The organism is candidate division WOR-3 bacterium (assembly GCA_016867815.1).
Classification (GTDB): Bacteria; Hydrothermota; Tepidihabitantia; order Tepidihabitantales; family Tepidihabitantaceae; genus UBA2258.
On record VGIR01000007.1, the window covers coordinates 1 to 17,209 of the forward strand.

17 protein-coding genes and 1 tRNA gene are annotated in these 17,209 nt (G+C 63.0%); 15 read left to right on the forward strand and 3 right to left on the reverse strand.

Annotated elements, in window-relative coordinates; translation table 11 throughout:
• Window positions 1-515: 515 nt before the first annotated feature.
• Window positions 516-707, reverse strand: coding sequence for a hypothetical protein (locus FJY68_01985; protein ID MBM3330606.1), 192 nt, complete (start codon window positions 705-707; stop codon window positions 516-518).
• A gap of 177 nt (window positions 708-884) precedes the next feature.
• On the opposite strand from FJY68_01985, the gene FJY68_01990 reads away from it, so the two are divergent.
• From FJY68_01990 to FJY68_02060, 15 genes are all read left to right on the forward strand, one after another.
• Window positions 885-1,601: a pyridoxine 5'-phosphate synthase gene (locus FJY68_01990; GenBank protein MBM3330607.1), complete on the forward strand. Its 717-nt coding sequence runs from the start codon at window positions 885-887 to the stop codon at window positions 1,599-1,601.
• The gene (secD, locus tag FJY68_01995; protein MBM3330608.1) at window positions 1,598-3,319 is read left to right on the forward strand and encodes a protein translocase subunit SecD; all 1,722 of its coding nucleotides are present in this window, start codon (window positions 1,598-1,600) and stop codon (window positions 3,317-3,319) included. The genes FJY68_01990 and secD overlap by 4 nt, the downstream gene beginning before the upstream one ends.
• A gap of 3 nt (window positions 3,320-3,322) precedes the next feature.
• The gene (gene secF, locus FJY68_02000) at window positions 3,323-4,225 is read left to right on the forward strand and encodes a protein translocase subunit SecF (GenBank protein MBM3330609.1); all 903 of its coding nucleotides are present in this window, start codon (window positions 3,323-3,325) and stop codon (window positions 4,223-4,225) included.
• Entirely contained in the window at window positions 4,189-4,692 is a 504-nt protein-coding gene (locus FJY68_02005) for a phosphatidylglycerophosphatase A (GenBank protein MBM3330610.1), read from the forward strand. Before secF ends, FJY68_02005 begins: the two co-directional genes overlap by 37 nt.
• A complete protein-coding gene (locus tag FJY68_02010) occupies window positions 4,692-5,186 on the forward strand; it encodes a CinA family protein (GenBank protein ID MBM3330611.1) in 495 nt (164 codons plus the stop codon). Before FJY68_02005 ends, FJY68_02010 begins: the two co-directional genes overlap by 1 nt.
• Window positions 5,150-5,779 (forward strand): RNA 2',3'-cyclic phosphodiesterase, encoded by a 630-nt coding sequence (gene thpR, locus FJY68_02015; GenBank protein ID MBM3330612.1) that lies wholly within the window; start codon window positions 5,150-5,152, stop codon window positions 5,777-5,779. Before FJY68_02010 ends, thpR begins: the two co-directional genes overlap by 37 nt.
• Window positions 5,780-5,835: 56 nt before the next feature.
• Entirely contained in the window at window positions 5,836-6,276 is a 441-nt protein-coding gene (locus FJY68_02020; protein ID MBM3330613.1) for an NfeD family protein, read from the forward strand.
• Entirely contained in the window at window positions 6,276-7,211 is a 936-nt protein-coding gene (locus tag FJY68_02025) for an SPFH/Band 7/PHB domain protein (protein ID MBM3330614.1), read from the forward strand. The genes FJY68_02020 and FJY68_02025 overlap by 1 nt, the downstream gene beginning before the upstream one ends.
• A gap of 65 nt (window positions 7,212-7,276) precedes the next feature.
• Window positions 7,277-10,036, forward strand: a complete 2,760-nt coding sequence (locus FJY68_02030) for a cation-translocating P-type ATPase (GenBank protein MBM3330615.1) — start codon at window positions 7,277-7,279, stop codon at window positions 10,034-10,036.
• A 337-nt stretch (window positions 10,037-10,373) separates the two neighbouring features.
• Window positions 10,374-11,303: a hypothetical protein gene (locus FJY68_02035; GenBank protein ID MBM3330616.1), complete on the forward strand. Its 930-nt coding sequence runs from the start codon at window positions 10,374-10,376 to the stop codon at window positions 11,301-11,303.
• Between the two features lie 56 nt (window positions 11,304-11,359).
• Window positions 11,360-11,584, forward strand: a complete 225-nt coding sequence (locus FJY68_02040; GenBank protein MBM3330617.1) for a ferredoxin family protein — start codon at window positions 11,360-11,362, stop codon at window positions 11,582-11,584.
• Between the two features lie 13 nt (window positions 11,585-11,597).
• Complete coding sequence (gene vorB / locus FJY68_02045) at window positions 11,598-12,662, forward strand: 3-methyl-2-oxobutanoate dehydrogenase subunit VorB (protein MBM3330618.1); 1,065 nt, start codon at window positions 11,598-11,600, stop codon at window positions 12,660-12,662.
• Window positions 12,659-13,444 carry a 2-oxoglutarate oxidoreductase gene (locus FJY68_02050; GenBank protein ID MBM3330619.1) on the forward strand — a complete coding sequence of 262 codons (786 nt, stop codon included), beginning with the start codon at window positions 12,659-12,661 and terminating at the stop codon, window positions 13,442-13,444. Before vorB ends, FJY68_02050 begins: the two co-directional genes overlap by 4 nt.
• Window position 13,445: 1 nt before the next feature.
• Window positions 13,446-13,994: a 2-oxoacid:ferredoxin oxidoreductase subunit gamma gene (locus FJY68_02055; GenBank protein ID MBM3330620.1), complete on the forward strand. Its 549-nt coding sequence runs from the start codon at window positions 13,446-13,448 to the stop codon at window positions 13,992-13,994.
• 33 nt (window positions 13,995-14,027) lie between these two features.
• Window positions 14,028-15,347 (forward strand): PDZ domain-containing protein, encoded by a 1,320-nt coding sequence (locus FJY68_02060; GenBank protein MBM3330621.1) that lies wholly within the window; start codon window positions 14,028-14,030, stop codon window positions 15,345-15,347.
• A 122-nt stretch (window positions 15,348-15,469) separates the two neighbouring features.
• Here the strand turns inward: FJY68_02060 and FJY68_02065 are convergent, their stop codons facing one another.
• Both FJY68_02065 and FJY68_02070 read right to left on the reverse strand, forming a co-directional pair.
• Window positions 15,470-16,894, reverse strand: a complete 1,425-nt coding sequence (locus FJY68_02065; GenBank protein ID MBM3330622.1) for a fibronectin type III domain-containing protein — start codon at window positions 16,892-16,894, stop codon at window positions 15,470-15,472.
• 237 nt (window positions 16,895-17,131) lie between these two features.
• Window positions 17,132-17,205: transfer RNA gene (locus FJY68_02070), tRNA-Pro, on the reverse strand.
• Window positions 17,206-17,209: the final 4 nt, after the last annotated feature.

Below are 17,209 nucleotides of genomic sequence, written 5' to 3' on the forward strand. Positions count from 1 at the left end.
CCTGCAATAGCTCCAAGGCATCCTCCTGATCCAGCGAAGCCAGCACCTGCCTGCCTGCCGACCTGACGTTCCGACTTGCAGCCGACGACCATCTCCGGTACTTTCTCACAGCGGTTCTCCTTTCATAACATTCAAACAACCCAGATGCTACCATCCGGGCAGGGGAACCGCTACTGATTTTCAACTAAGACAGGGACATCCTCTGCTTTGACCCGCAGCCGGTCTCGTGCGCAAGTCCTGTCCCTGCGGAGTCACCAATTCGATGGACTCCTCACCCCGACCCTCTCCTCGGGTAGGAGAGGGAGAGGGAGAGGGAGAAGGAGAGGCCCTGATTGCCATCTACATGTAGTGGTATACCGCTCTCGGACCACAGTTCTGCCGGGGAGTGGGCGGCCCACAGGCTGCCTGGGGAGTGGCATCAGCCCATAGGAGAAGTCAAAAGTCAAAAGGTAGAAGTCAAAAGCCAACGCAAGGAACATCGAACCGAACATCGCCGAGAGCAACAACTTGAGCAACTACTGGCAGAACTTCGTGAGCAACGCGCGGAGCAGCGAAGGATAGAGGTTGAGATTGAGGTCGAGATGGAGCGAACTACACACGTGCCGACGCAACAGACTACGCGGCTGAAGACACTTCTGGACGTACTTCCCGACGTACTTCGCGCTGTGCTTCGAGAGACCCAGCCGCGGGTCCGCCGCGTGGTTCAATTCGCCGGGAATCAGTTCCAGGGACAGGTTGAGGTTAAGGTTGAGAATGGGAAAGAGGGCGAGGTACGGGTTGGCGGGTTGCGGGCCTCGGCTCTAAGTGGCTCGCCGCCAAGATGTTGACCTGCCGGCCCGCATGCCTTGACTATTGTGGCTTTCTGGCTTAGAATCCCCGCCACCATGCCCAGTCTATCCGTCAACATAGATCACGTCGCGACGCTGCGCCAGGCACGACTCGAGTCGTTTCCTGACCCGGTACAGGCGGCAGCTGCCGTGGAGCTGGGAGGGGCCGACGGTATCACAGTTCATCTTCGTCAGGACCGCAGGCACATCACCGACCGTGACGTCGAGTTGTTGCGCGCGACGGTGAAGACCGAACTCACCGTGGAGATGGCGGCTGTCGATGATCTGGTTCGGCTGATGGTCCGGGTCAGGCCTGACCAGGTGACGTTGGTCCCGGAACTGAAGACGGAGATAACGACCACGAGCGGCATTGACCTGTTGAAGGAGCGGAGCAGGCTGGAGCCGGTAGTGAAACGGCTGAAGAAGGCAGGAATACGGGTCAGCACCTTCATCGAGCCGGACACCGCCCAAGTCGAGGCAGCCGGCCGGATCGGGGCAGAAGTGGTCGAGCTGAACACTGACCGTTACAGCCGGGGCTGGTCGCGCGGCCCGCGGCTGCTGGAAGAACTCACGACCGCCGGCCGGGTTGCCGAAAAGGCGGGCCTGCTGGTTCACGTGGGGCACGGTCTTGGTTATCGAAACGTTGTGCCGGTTCTGGGGAATCGGATTGCCGCCGGTTACAGCATCGGGTTCGCGATAGTGGCGAGGGCGATCTACACCGGATTGCAGGACGCGGTTGCGGAAATGAAGCGGATCATGGAGGTTCACTCTTGAAGGGAATAAGAGTCAAGTTTATCGGGCTTCTAGTCGTCGTAGCTCTGAGTATCTGGGCCCTGTACCCGACGTACCGTCTGTATTCGGCTATACCAAAGCAGGAGAAAGCGCTCAACGAGCGGCTCGCCCGGGCGACGAACAAGGACGACAGCGGCCGGGTCGCACTCGAGATCGCCGAACTCCAGAATGTGAAGGCGAGCGTCCACAAGCGCTCGCTCAATCTGGGGCTGGACATAGTTGGCGGCATGCATCTGACCCTGGAGGTCGATAAGAGTAAGCTGTCGGCCGAGGATGCCAAGGACGCGGGCGACCGTGCGCTTGAGGTCATCCGGAACCGTGTTGATGAATTCGGTGTGTTCGAGCCGGTCATTCAGAAGGTCGGCCGGGATCGCATACTCGTCCAGCTTCCCGGCGTGGACCGCGAACGGGCAAAGAACCTGATCGGTCAGACCGCGCAGCTCAAGTTCCAGCTCGTCCAGGAAGAACGCGCGACCTATGACGCGCTGAAAGTGGTGGACGAGAAGACGAAAGCCGGGTCCGGTGCCGATACCGGAAAGGCCGCCAAGGCCGAAGCAGCTCCGGCCGTCAAGGCGGATACTTCGGTGCTACAGGCGATGCTCGACACGACCGGCAAGGACACCGGCTTGGCTGCTGCCGGCGAGATCGAAGAGGGAGCTCTCCTGAGCTACGTTCGAACCACGGGCGGCGATTTCAGCGTTGATGAACGCGACTATGCGGAGTTCAAGATGCTCCTGGAACGCGCCCGGCCGTACTGGCCGGAAGGATACGAGTTCCTCTTTGGGCCGTCCGAGCCGGTAGAAGGCAGCCCAGTGCGCCGTCTGTACATGCTCAAGGCCGAACCGGAGATGCTGGGTTCCGCCATCAAGGATGCCAGGCCGGCTCCTTACCAGGGTTCGGAGCCGGGACTGTCGAATACCTGGATTGTCAATCTTTCGCTCGGACGCAAGGACGCGGGAGTGTTCGCGCAGGTCACGGGCCGCAACATCGGGCGCCGGCTGGCAATCGTGCTCGACAATGTCGTGAAGTCCGCGCCGGTAATCCAGTCACGGATCCCGGATGGCAACGCCATGATTACCACCAATGATGTCAATCCTGACGAATCGCGTGACTTGGCGATTGTCCTGCGGTCCGGTGCGCTGCCGGCGCCGGTACGGATCGTCGAGGAGCGCTCGGTAGGCGCTTCGCTTGGCAGCGACTCGATTCGGCGCGGTATCCTGGCTGCCGTCGTCGGTTCGCTGGCGGTGGTCCTGTTCATGATCATCTACTACTCGGTGGGCGGAGTGCTGGCGGTGATCGCGCTGGCGCTTAACATCTTCTTTCTGCTCGCGGTTCTGGCCGGCCTGCGGGCAACCCTGACTCTGCCGGGACTGGCCGGTATCGCTCTGACCATCGGCATGGCCGTGGACGCGAACGTGCTGGTGTTCGAACGAATACGAGAGGAGATGCGGGCGGGCAAGACCAACCTTGCCGCGGTCGATACCGGTTACGCGCGGGCGTTCGTCACCATCATCGACTCCAACGCGACTACCATCATAACCGCCATCGCGCTCTACTTCGTCGGCACGGGCGCCATTCGAGGGTTCGCCATAACGCTGACCGCCGGTTTGATCATCAACGTACTGACAGCAGTATTCGTTACGAGATGGATATTCGACTGGTGGCTGAGCCGCTTCCACGTCAACAAACTGAGGGTTTAACACATGAGACTGATACCTGAAACTCACATCGACTTTGCCGGCAAGCGGGGGCTCTTCTTCGGACTCACCGGAGTCCTGCTGTTGATCAGCATCGGCAGCCTCGTGTTCCGCGGCTTCAAGTACGGCGTAGACTTCACCGGCGGCAGCCTGCTGCAGATCCGGTTCGAGAAGCGGGTCTCGGTCGAAGCGATGCGGTCGGCGTTGAGCGCCGTCGGTGAGGGCGGCGCGACCATCCAGCAGGACGAACGCGGTGACTTCTTTGTCCGGGTGAAGCCGAAAGACTTCGGCGGGCAGGAGACCTTCAGTTCGGTTCTCGGCCGGCAGTTGTCAGCGGCGTTCTCCGACAACCCGTTCGAAGTCCTGCGCGAGGAGACGGTCGGCCCGCAGGTCTCCAGGGAACTGCAGGGCAAGGTGCTGCTGGCGCTGGCCATCGGCCTGATCGGCATACTCATCTACGTCAGCTTCCGGTTCAACTTTCAGTTCGGCGTCGCCGCGGTGATGTCGCTGGTCTTCGTGACCGTCATCGAACTCTGCTTCCTGTCGCTGACCGGCATGGAGATAACGATGACGGTCATTGCGGCTCTACTCACGGTCATCGGCTACGCGGTCAACGATTCGATCGTCGTGTCCGACCGTATCCGTGAGGACGTGCGCAAGATCCGCAAGGAGACGTTCCTCCAGATTGTGAACCGGGCTCTGAACGAGACATTGAGCCGCACCGTCATCACCGGGCTTTCCGTGTTCTTCGTCCTGATTGCGCTCCTCCTCCTTGGCGCTGCCAGCATCAGAGATTTCGCCGCCATCATGCTGGTCGGTATGGTGATGGGTACCTACTCGTCGATCTTCGTGGTGGCGAACGCGGTGGTCGAGTGGGAGCAGAAGTTCCCGAGCAAGCGCCGCCGCTAGGGCGGACGCGCTTCTTCCTGGAGGCGCTGGTCGGCAGCGGCCTCTTCACCGGCTACTTCCCGATTGCGCCGGCAACAGCGACGAGCTTGTTCGTGCTGTTGCCGGCCTTCTTTCTGGCAAGATTGCCCGTCTGGAACGCCGCGACCGCTGTCCTACTTTTCTTCGTGGGCGTACCGATTGCCACGGACCTCGAACGAGTCTGGGGCAAGGACCCGCATCGGGTCACGATTGACGAGGTCGTCGGGACCCTCGTGACCTTCTTTCTCAACCCTGTGTCGTTGTGGGGCTTGGGCGTCGGGTTCCTGCTTTGGCGGTTCTTCGATATCGTCAAGCTGCCCTTCATTGACAAGTCCCAGCGTCTGCCGGGCGGCTGGGGCATCATGATGGACGACGTGCTCGCCGGGATCTGCGCTAATCTTGTACTGCGACTCGTCCTCCTTCTCTTGCCGGTCCTGAGGTATCACTGATGTCGATCCCGAGGGCAACAAGGGTCGAGCGGCTTGTTGGCCGGCTGCTCAAGAAGACAGGTTTGACCCTGTCCGTTGCCGAGTCCTGTACGGGCGGTCTGATTGGTGACCGGCTGACAGATGTTCCGGGGAGTTCCGAGTACTTCGTCGGCGGTGTGATTGCCTACTCGAACGAAGTCAAGACGAGAGTCCTCGGCGTGAGAGAGCCGACTCTCACGAAGTGGGGGGCGGTCAGCGAACCGACCGTCAGAGAAATGGCGGCAGGGGTTCGCCGGAAGTTCGCAACCCAGGTCGGCGTTGCGGTCAGCGGAATCGCCGGTCCGGGCGGCGGGACTGGGGCGAAGCCGGTCGGGCTCGTTTACATCTGTGTGACGACCGCAGAACGAGTGATGGTCGAGCGCCACCTGTTCCGAGGAGGTCGCAGGTCAGTGAAGGAGCAGTCGGCTGAAGCCGCGCTGTGGCTCTGCCACCGGGTGCTGGGGGAAATCTCCTGAGCGAGGCGATCCGCTCCTTCGTGGCACTCAGCATTTCCGAGGGCGCGCGGCGTCAGATTGCCGACCTGCTGGTTAGTCTCCAGCGCCAGCAGGGCCCGGTCGTGCGCTGGGTCAGGCCGGAACTGATGCATCTGACGCTGGCATTCCTCGGGGAAGTGCCTCAGGAGTTCCTTGATGCTGCGACTGCCCGGCTTTCCGCGGTTGCGCGTCAGCACAGTTCAATCACTGCACAGTTGAGAGGGCTCGGAGCGTTTCCGAGTTCGTCGCGGGCTCGGGTCGTCTGGATTGGCACAGAGCAGGGCAGGCGAGAAGTCTGCAATCTGCAGGCAGAAGTTGTCCGAGCGCTGACCTCAGTTGGCTACCAGCCCGAGCGGCGGCCGTTCAGTCCGCACCTGACCATCGGCCGTCTGCGTACGCCCGATGATGTGAGCAAGGCTGCCGCCGTTCGGTTCGAATCCGAGCCGTTCGTGATCGACCGCTTTGTCCTCATGCGCAGCGTGCTTGGGCCGGCCGGGCCGGCCTACTCGGTCCTCGCCGAGTTCCCGCTTGCCGTCCAGACGACTTGCCGTCCAGACGACTTGACATCGGCATAGTCCTTGCCATCATAATGAGTGGACTGTGCGAGCCATGAACTAACCGGGAGGTCCTCGTGTTTCAACTAACGCCGGCAGTCTGGATAATCGCGGGCCTGATTCTGGCTGCCCTGGAGATGGTCGTGCCGGGGTTTGTCATTATCTGGTTCGGCGTCGCCGGCGTCATCACCGGCATCTTGGCGATATTCGTGTATAACTCTTACATCCAGTTCGGGGTCTTTGTCGTTCTGTCGAGCTTGATGGTCGTCTTCTCGCAGCGGATTGCGCGGAGGATCACTCATGCCGAACCAGAGCCGGTCGGCGCCAACCGGTGGGTGGGCATGGGCGGCCGGGTGATTGCCGACATCCGGCCACCCGAACTGGGTCGCGTGAAGGTGCGCGGCGAAGAGTGGCGGGCAACGGCGCAGTGCGAGCTCCCGACCGGCGCGACGGTCAGGGTAGTCGCGGTCGATGGAACCCACCTGGTGGTCGAACCCGAAAAAGAAGGGAGTTGTTGATGAGCGGAACACTGCTGGTAGTCATTCTGATCTTCCTCTTTCTGATGGCCCTGATGGGCATCAAGACGATTCGTCCCTACGAGCGGGCCTGTGTCGAGCGGCTCGGCAAGTACCAGAGAACCGTCCAACCCGGCCTGAACTTCATCGTTCCCTTCATCGAGCGGCTGATCAAGGTCGACATGCGTGAGCAGGTTGTAGACGTGCCGCCGCAGGAGGTCATCACCAAGGATAACGCGACGGTGACGGTCGACGCCATCATCTACTACGAGGTGACCGACCCGGTCAAGGTGCTGTACAACGTCGCCCAGTTCCGGCTGGCGACGATCAAGTTGGCCCAGACCAACCTGCGCAACGTCATCGGCGACATGAGCCTCGACGAGTCGCTCACCTCGCGCGAACGTATCAATGCCAAGCTGCGCGACGTGCTCGACGAGGCGACCGACAAGTGGGGAGCGCGGGCGACGCGCGTCGAACTGCAGCGGATCGAGCCGCCGTCGGACGTGACCGAGGCGATGCACCGGCAGATGAAGGCGGAGCGCGAGCGGCGGGCGGTAGTCCTTGAGGCCGAGGGAATCAAGTCGGCGGCGATTCTCAAGGCCGACGGCGAGAAGCAGTCGCGGATACTGCAGGCCGAAGGTCAGGCCGTAGCCATCGAGAAGGTCGCGGCGGCCGACAAGTTCCGGCTGCTGACCGTCGCCGAGGGCGAGGGACAGGCGATCGAGCGCGTCTACGGTGCCATCCACAAGGGCAATCCGACCAAGGACCTGATCACCATCAAGTACCTCGAAGCACTCGCCAAGATGGCGGACGGCAAAGCCAGCAAACTCTTTGTCCCCTACGAGGCATCGGGTGTGATGGCCAGCGTCGGCATGATTGCCGACCTGCTCAAAGACAGGAAAGAGACAGACGAGAAGGCAACAACCGAGAAGGCATAGAGAAGTCAATTGACCGGCGGCGTCTGGGCTTGACCATGCGCCGCCGGTCGGCAGAATAGACACCCATGACACAGAGAGAAGCTGGCGACGAGCAGGTTGAATGGCATCAGCTTACCGCTGATGCAGCGCTGAGCCGCGTCGCATCGCACCGGGACGGGCTGAGTGCGAGCGAAGTGCAGGCGCGGCTGGCGAGATACGGGCAGAACGCGCTGATCGAGCACGGGGGAAAGAGCCCGCTGGCGATTCTCAGAGACCAGTTCGTTTCGGTGATGGTGTTCCTTCTTGTCGGCGCCGGCATCGTGTCCGTCGTGCTGGGTGAACACACCGATGCCATCGTCATCCTCGCGATAGTGATACTGAACGCCGTCCTTGGTTTCTTCCAGGAGTACCGCGCCGAGCGCGCGATACAGGCGCTCAAGTCGCTTGCCGTGCCGACGGTACGTATCCGACGGGGAGGACATGTCGTTGAGCTGTCGGCACGCGAGCTCGTGCCCGGCGACATTGTTATGCTCGAGGCCGGCAGCCATGTCCCGGCCGACGGCCGACTGCTCGACGCTGCCAACCTGCGCATCCAGGAGTCGACGCTGACCGGTGAATCCGAGCCGGTCGAGAAGACTTGCGAGCCGCTACCCGAGGGAGACCGCGCCCTCGGTGATCGTCGAAACATGGCCTACATGGGGACGGCGGTCGTGGCCGGTCGCGGTGCAATGGTGGTCACCAGCACGGGCATGACCACGGAGCTCGGACGCATCGCCGATATGCTCCAGGGAGTCGAACGCGAGCCGACTCCGCTCCAGCGGCGGATGGCGCAACTCAGCCGTGGGCTGCTGCTGGCCGTGATTGTACTCGTGGTGATCGTATTCGTGCTTGGCCTGCTGCAGCACAAGGCCGACATCCGGGTGCTGGTGCTGACCGCCATCAGCATGGCGGTCGCGGCCGTGCCCGAGGCCTTGCCTGCGGTTGTAACCATCGCCCTGGCCCTGGGCGCGCAGAGGATGCTGAGGCGCCGCGCTCTGATGCGCAAGCTGCCGGCGGTCGAGACCTTGGGGTCGGTGGACGTCATCTGCTCGGACAAGACCGGTACGCTCACCGAGAACCGGATGACGGTGACGGTGCTTGATGTCCTTGGCCACCGGTTGGAGGTCACGCCTGACACCACGCATGTCGACGTAGAGAAGGCCGGCGCGCCGGTGACCGCCATCGAGTTGCTGCTGGTCGGCGGCGCTCTATGCAACGACGCCGCACTCGAAATCGGCGAGGACGGCCGCCACCGGGCGATTGGCGACCCGACCGAGGGAGCACTCGTGGTCGCCGCCAGCCGGTTCGGCTTCAGCAAGCCCGAACTCGAACAGGCGCTGTCCCGCGTGGCCGAAGTGCCGTTCAGCTCCGAGCGCAAACGCATGACGACCGTGCACGAACTGGACGCCAACAAAGGCGGCCGGGCCGGCCAGGTGCTGGCGGCCGTGGTCGGGGATTCTCGTTACGCCGCAATAATGAAGGGCGCGGTCGACGTCATTCTGTCCGATGCCGTCGGCGTGCTTGCCGGCGATTCGGTCACGCCGATGGGGCCAGAGGTACGCGGCCGCGTCGAGGCGGCCAACGACCGCCTTGCCCTGAGCGGCATGCGGGTGCTCGGGCTGGCGGTGCGGCCCCTGGCCGAGCTGCCGGCAACGGTGGACGAGGCGACAGCCGAGCGGGGCATGGTCTTCGTCGGGATGGTGGCGATGATTGACCCGGCCCGGGCGGAAGTGAAGGACGCGGTCGCGACGTGCCGGGCGGCAGGGGTCAGGCCGGTGATGATAACCGGGGACCATCCTTTGACCGCGCGCTACATCGCCTCCGAACTCGACATGGCCGGCACCGACACGGAAGTGCTTACCGGCGTCGACCTCTCGCGGACTTCCGCCGAAGAGCTCCAGAGTACCGTCGAACGAACGTCCGTGTACGCCCGCGTGGCGCCCGAACACAAGCTGGCAATCGTCGAGGCGCTGCAGAAGAAGGGCCACATCGTGGCGATGACCGGTGACGGCGTGAACGACGCGCCGGCACTCAGAAGGGCCGACATCGGCGTCGCCATGGGCATCACCGGCACCGATGTCTCCAAGGAAGCGGCCGACATGGTGCTGCTCGACGACAACTTCGCAACGATAGTCGCGGCGGTCGAAGAGGGCCGGGTCATCTATGACAACATCCGCAAGTTCCTCAAGTACACCCTGACGTCAAACGCAGGGGAGATCTGGGTGATGCTGCTGGCTCCCTTCCTCGGTATGCCTATGGCGCTGCTCCCGGTCCAGATTCTCTGGGTCAACCTGGTGACCGATGGCCTGCCCGGCCTGGCGTTGACTGTGGAGCCGGCTGAGCGGAACACGATGCGACGACGTCCCTACCACCCGTCACAGAACATATTCGGTCGAGGCCTGGCCATCGATGTTGTCTGGGTTGGGTTGATGATGGGACTGACTTCGCTGGCCGTCGGCTACGTGTCGTGGTTAGTGAACCACCAGGGCCACTGGCAGACGATGATATTCACGACGCTGACGATGGGGCAGATGGGCAACGCCCTCGCAACCCGGTCCGAATGTGACTCACTATTCTCTCGCGGCCGGAAGGTGAACTACCTGCTGTACGCTACGGTGGTACTGACCCTCGGGCTGCAACTGGCAGTGACCTACGTCCCGTTCCTCCAGCGGGTATTCTACACGGTCGCGTTGACCCCGCTGGAACTCCTCTTCAGCCTGGCAGTGAGTACGGCGGTTTTCTGGTCAGTCGAACTGGTCAAGCTGGCAGCGCGGGTCCGCGGTAGCCGCCGCAGTCGTCAGTCATGAGCGGTGTGGGGTCGCTTCGCCCTAGCTGCTATCTGCCAACTGGATAACTAACGGCCTTCGGCAGCGTCCATCTGCGATGACTGCTGATGGGCGGGAGATGTAAAACCGGCGTTTGTTGTCGGCCGACGGGCGTGGCTCATCACTATTGACGCAAACGAGCAGGCGGCCAACGATACTACGGTCGCTGCCTCGCGATGAACGAAGAGCGGTGCAGCGCGAGACACAACTGACCCGATGGCTCGGTCTGCGAAGCAGGCGGGGTTAGGATGTCGAAGCCTGCCTGCAGGCATTTGGCAAGTTTGACCATGACGCCGGTTGGCTGTAGTCTATCAACTCCATGATTACACGAGGCCCACGGACTGCCGGCGATGGTGTGGCGGGCGCGTGCGCACCGCCAGACCCGGGATCGAAGACCGCGGAGCGGGTGAACTGGTTCCACGCTGAAGCCTTCCTGAAGGAACTGAGACGCATCAGCATCTTCTGCGGCGGGTTCGGGTCGGGCAAGACCGAGGTCGCGGTCAACTTCACGCTGCGGATGCGGGAACTCGGACGCAGGGTGTCGATTGCCGACCTGGACATCGTGAACCTCTATTTCCGCAGTCGCGAGGTGAGGGAGCAGCTACGGAGCCAGGGCGTCGAGGTGCTGATCCCGGGCGGGGCGCTGGCGAACGCGGACCTGCCGGTTATTGTGCCGGAGGTGAAGGGAGCGATTGAGCGGCGAGAGGACGGAGAACGACGGAACGGAGACTGCCACCAAGACACCAAGGCACGAAGAGGGCAAAGCTCGAATCAAGCGGAAGGCGAAGGGCGAAAGGCGAGTAGCGAGGGCCCCGTGGTCGTGCTCGACCTGGGCGGGGACCCGGCCGGGGCCAGGGTGATGGCTTCGATTGCCGAAGGTATGCGGCCGGAGGATTACTCGAGTCTCTTAGTGCTGAATTCGCGGCGGCCTTTCACGGCCACGGTGGAGGAGGCCGAGAGGATGATGGCCGGCATCAGCGCCGCAGCGGGAATCAACGTGGACCGCATCGTGGTCAACTCCCACCTGGTCGAGGAAACCACTCCGTCGGTCATCGAGGAGGGGATTGAGCTGGGCGAGGCGCTGGCAAGAAAGACCGGCGCCCGCATCGCCTTTGTGGCGGTGCAGCGAGCCATGCTCGACCGTTTCGCCGCGGACAAGTGCCGCTACCCGGTAATGGTCCTGGACCGGCTGATGCTGAAGCCGTGGGAGCGGTCGAACTGGATAGGAAAGTACCGGGTCCAGCAATGACCGATTGCCAATCACTGATTCCTAATGATGGCGGGCTGTAGTATGACAGGAGCATTATGGCCAAAGTCAACAAGGTGACCATCGAGAAGAACCGCTGCAAAGGCTGCGGGCTATGCGTCAACACCTGCCCGAAGAAGGTGCTGGCGTTGACCAAGGAGATAAACGACAAGGGTTACTTTTTCTCCTATCCGGAAAACCAACCGGCCTGCATCGGCTGCCGCTTCTGCGCGTTCATGTGCCCGGAAGTGGCAATCACAGTAGAGCAGGAAGACGCGGCCTAGAGGGAGCAAGCACATGGCAAAAGTACTGATGAAGGGCAACGAGGCGATTGCGGAGTCGGCGATTCGGGCCGGCGGACTGGTCTATTTCTGCTACCCGCTCACCCCGCAGTCCGAGGTGGCGGAGTACCTGTCGCGCCGCATGCCCGAGGTCGGAGGGGCCTACCTGCAGGCGGAGAGCGAAGTGGCGGTGGTGAACATGGTCTACGGCGCGGCCGGGGCAGGAGCCCGAGCCTGGTCCACGTCGTCGAGCCCGGGCATCAGCTTGATGGTCGAGGGGATCAGCTACATTGCCGCGGCCGAACTGCCGGCGGTGTTTGTGAACATCGTCCGCGCCGGCCCGGGCCTGGGCGGCATCCTTCCTTCGCAGGGCGACTATCGTCAGGCGGTCAAGGGCGGCGGTCACGGCGACTACCGGTGCCTGGTGCTGGCTCCTTCCTCGGTACAGGAGGCGGTTGACATGATGCCTTTGGCCTTTGACCGGGCAGACCGGTATCGCGGTCCGGTGCTGGTTGTCGGCGACGGCATGATCGGTCAGATGATGGAGCCGGTTGAGTTCAAGGAACCGAACTTCCCGCCCCTGCCGCCCAAGGATTGGGCCACGACCGGAGCCAGGGGACGCAAGCCGAACGTGGTCAATTCACTCCACCTGGCGCCGTCGGTCGAAGAGGAGCTCAACATCACGCTGGCGGCCAAATACGAGAAGATGAAGCGAGAGGAGGTCAGGTTCGAGGAGTACAACACCGACAAGCCCTACCGGGTCCTGCTCGTTGCCTACGGTACGACCGCCCGCATCTGCAAGACGGCGATAGCTCAACTTGCCGCGCAGGGCATCGCCGCGGCGCTGTTGCGGCCGATATCGCTCTTCCCGTTCCCGGATGCCAAGATACTGGAGCTGGGGCGCAAGGCCGAGTTCCTGATGTCGGTCGAGATGTCCATGGGCCAGATGGTCGAGGACGTAGGCTGTGCCATGGGGCACGAGAAGCCGGTCTACTTCTTCGGACGTTCCGGCGGCATCGTGCCGTCTCCGGAAGAGGTCGTCACCGCGGTCAAGACCCGGCTGAATGGAGGCAAGTCATGAAGACCCTGTTCAAGCGACCTGAGTCTCTCACCTTGGCGTCGACGCACTACTGCCCGGGCTGCACGCACGGCGTCATCCATCGGCTGGTGGCCGAGGTAATCGACGAACTGGGCCTGCGCGAGCGCACCGTGGGCATCGCGCCGGTCGGGTGTTCCGTGCTCGCGTTCAACTACTTCAACATGGATTTCCAGCAGGCCGCGCACGGGCGCGCCCCGGCCCTTGCCACCGGCGTCAAGCGGGCGAGGCCGGACCTCATCTGTTTCACCTATCAGGGCGACGGCGACCTGGCTTCGATCGGCATGGCCGAGATCATCCACGCCGCCAACCGGGGCGAGAAGTTCACGGTAGTATTCGTCAACAATGCCATCTATGGGATGACCGGCGGCCAGATGGCCCCGACCACGATGCCGGGACAGGTCAGTACTACCAGCCCCAAGGGCCGCGACGTGAAGGACGTTGGCTACCCGATACGGATGTGCGAGCTGCTTGCCAGCCTGCGCACCCCGGGTTTCATCGAACGCGTCGCGGTCCACACGCCGCAGCAGGTGGTGAAAGCCAGGCGCGTGCTCAAGACCGCCTTCGAACTGCAGCGCGACAACAAGTGCTTCACTTTCGTCGAGGTCCTTTCCACCTGTCCGACCAACTGGGGAATGACGCCCTTCGACGCCACGAAGTGGCTGCAGGAGAACATGGTTCCCTACTACCCGGTGCAGAACTTCAAGGTCTTCGAGGAAGCTCCGGCCGGGGAGAAGCCCGCCGAAGCCGTGGGAAAGGCGGTGTGAGATGCAGGTCGAGACGGTCTTCGCCGGTTTCGGTGGACAGGGAGTGATGCTTGCCGGCAAGTTGATGGCTGAGGTCGGCATGGAACTGGGAAAGGAAGTCGTCTGGCTGCCGTCGTACGGACCCGAGATGCGAGGCGGCACGGCCAACTGCACGGTCATCATCGGCGACGAGCCGATAGCCTCGCCGATTGTATCGAATCCCCGTGACACCGTGGTGATGAACCGGCCCTCGCTCGAACGGTTCTGTCCGACACAGCGCCCCGGCGGACTCTGTATCGTGAACACGTCGCTCATCACGGTCCGGCCGGACCGGAAAGATGTCGTCGTCGTCGATGTGCCGGCCAACCAGATTGCGATAGACGCAGGTTCAGGCAAGGCCGCGAACATGGTGATGCTCGGCGCCTATGTCGGCGCCAGCGGACTCGTGCCATTCGACGCCGTGGTCGAGATGACCAAACACGAGTTCGCCAAGAAGGCCACGCTGATCCCTCTCAACGTCAAGTGCCTGGAAGAGGGTTTCCGAATCGGAAAGGCCGGCGCCAGAGGGTAGAGACCAAAGGTCGCCGAAAAGGGAACGGGGAGAATGGGTATCAAGCTATTGGCGGGCATATTGGCGCTGGCGGGCGCGACGGCGGCTCAGGTCAGCTTCGTGTCCGCGGCCGACGCCGTGCGCCCGTCTCTTGTCAGCATCATCACCGATAAGGTGGGCCCAGCAGCAGGAGCGGACACGGGCCGCCCCGGGCTCGCCGAGACACAGGCGCTGGGCAGCGGGTTCGTCATCGACACCCTCGGTCACATCCTTACCTGCCACCACGTGGTGGCAGGTTATGCGGACCTGACTGTCCGGTTCTCTGACGGTGAGACCTACAGCGGCAACGCCGTCGTCGTGGTCGGTGTGGATCCACTCACCGACCTCGCGGTCATCCGGGTGAAAACGAAGCGGGTGTTCGCGCCGGCGCCACTTGGCAACTCCGCGGAACTCGAGATCGGCCAGCCGGTCATGGCCATGGGCAGTCCGTTCGGACTTGAAGGCACGGCAACTGCGGGCATCGTGAGCGGGCTGTCGCGCTGGGGCGAGGCCAAGTCGTCCGGACCCGACTTCCAGGATTTCATCCAGACCGACGCGCTGGTCAACCCGGGCAACTCGGGCGGACCACTCATCGACATCCGGGGACGGGTGGTCGGAGTCAACAGCTTCATCCGCACGACCCGCGCAGGTCCGACCGGTATCGGCTTCGCTACGCCCATGAACCTGGCGAGGTCCGTTGCCGAGCAGCTCATCCGCGACGGCACGGTGACCCGCGGCTTTCTCGGCATCTCGACCCAGGCGATAACCGAAGGCATCCGTCAGGCTTTGGGCCTGCGCACGCGTAGCGGTGTGCTGGTTGCGGCGGTCGAGCCGGGCCGGCCCGGCGACAATGCCGGCATCAGGCCGGGCGATGCCATTGTCACAGTTGACGGCAAGCCGATTCCGGACGCACGCTGGTTCCAGAGCGAGGTAGCCGGCCGCAGGCCGGGCACGGCAGTCACGTTCAACCTGGTTCGCGCAGGACAGCGGATGACGGTGACGGCGACTCTCGCATCATGGGTCGTACCGGTGCAGAGAGGTCCGAAGATCATCTCAACCAGGAACTGGTTGGGGATCGTGGTGAGCGACTACCGCGGTTCGGAGTCGGAAACCGGCGGGCCGGAATACGGAATCGCCATCACCCAGGTCGAGGGCGGCACCGGCGCGGAAGCCGGGCTGCGGACGGGCGACGTGGTCAACGAAGTCAACCTCGCGCCGGTACGCAACGTGGCGGACTTTGAGCGCATCGAGAAGGTGATGGCCAACACCGGTCGGCCGTTGCTCCTTCGGGTCTTCCGGGGACGTCAGTCTTTCTATACCACGGTTCGGCCCTAGTCCGCCTTCCCGCAGCCTACCGGCCCGTGTCCGTTCGCGTGACCGCCCGGCACTGCTGACCACAAACCTCAACCGGCAGGAGCGAATCGCCCCTGCCGGTTGCTCTTTGCTCCTGCTAGGAGCTAGAAGTGCTGGATCAGGCGCAGTCCCTTGATCAACTGGAACCAGGTTTCCAGGTAGACTTCGCCAGCTGTCGGCCTGGCGTCGGACACGCGAATCAGCGCGTAGCGCTGGTCTTCAGTGGTGTAGCAGGCGACCAGCCTGGGCAGAGAGTCCAGCGCGCCGGTCTTGTCGTACCGCGAAGGTGTGTACCTGGGCAGGGCGCTCTGCTCGGTCGCGGTGCTGTCGAGGTGACTGAACTCCGTGATGTGCCAGGCGCCCGACGGCACTGCGCCACCCGGGTCATCGGGTGCCGTGTCCGGGCTTGCCGTAAAGTAGTCGGGGCCGGTGAAACCGGCAGCAAAGTCGGAGATGTAGAAGTCAACCTTGGCGAGGCTGTCGGGCGTCGTCATGTCGTACAGGAAGGCTTGACCGGTTGTCCGGTCCCAGCCGTAGCCGGTGTTTGTCCCGGTGACACTCAGTTCCGGAATCCACCGCAGGCTGTTGGCGACCGGTATGGTGGACGGCGACTGAGCCGAGTTGACCTTGCTGCTGTCGTACACGGCCGCGACTTTGTATGTCCCTGTTCGGCCAACCGGGTTGTGGACGAAGCTGTCGGCAGGGGCGCCGCCCACTGAGTCGAAGTTGGTCGCGCCGACTTCCTTGAACAGGACCACGTAGCGGCTCGGGTTGAAAGCGGTGTCGGTCGGAGCAGACCAGACAACCCTGACGGTCGAATCGGTGGCGGCGGAAAGCGCTAGGTTACGCGGCGCTCCTTGCGGAATGGTCGAAGCAGAGTCCACTCTGACGAGCAGCGTCTCCGACCACCCTGATTCCAGTCCCCGGGCATCGCGGGCACGGGCGGTAACCCGGAACAGGCCGGCCAGGCTATAGGTGTGTACCTCATCATAGGACTGGTTGCTGGCAACGAAGGGTCCCCAACTTGAGGTGTCGCCGCTGCCCCAGGAGAACTGGAAGGAGACGCTATCGTGCAACGGGTGCACGGCCTTGACTCTCCACGTGTAGGCAAGGCCGGTAGAGCAACTGACAGGGCCGCTGGGCCGGAACGGCGTTTCGGGCGGATACGACCCGACCCTTGCCCGGATCGAGTCCGACCAGTCGGACTCGGCGTTGAGTCCGTCTTTGGCCTTGGCCTTGATGTAGTAATCTCCTGAATCGGTGTAGACGTGAGCCTGAGCGTATTCCTCCCCGTTCGCGGTGGCCGGCGACCACTGGCTGGTGGCACCGTCACCCCATGAGATCATGAAGAACACACTGTCATCTTCCGGGTCGGTACTGCTGAAACGAAAGCTGAGGGTATCTCCCGGCCGGGCTCTCGTCGTGCCCTGAACGGTCGGCGGCTCAGGTGCGGAGTTCTTCTCGCATCCGGCTCCGAGCAAAATGGCCAGGGCGGCGGCCGCAGCCGCGAAACGTAGCGATAAAGTCATCGGTCCTCCTTAGTCCCTGCATCAAAGCCGGTTCCGGTGACCGTGCCGGCGGATGGAAGCCGGTCGTGCTGCTGGTGCTCCCGCTGGGTGCCGGTCCGAAACCTCAAATGATGTTACGCTGGTCGAGTGATGTGTCAACTGGGACACAACCGGTCCTGCGGCACCAGGCCGAAGTGCCGGGCCACCTGGCTTCGTGAAGAGAGGCCCTGCCAGTCTCGGCAGGGCCTCGACTTCAAGTCGGGGCGACCCGATTTGAACGGGCGACCCCCAGCACCCCAAGCTGGTGCGCTAGCCAACTGCGCCACGCCCCGAACT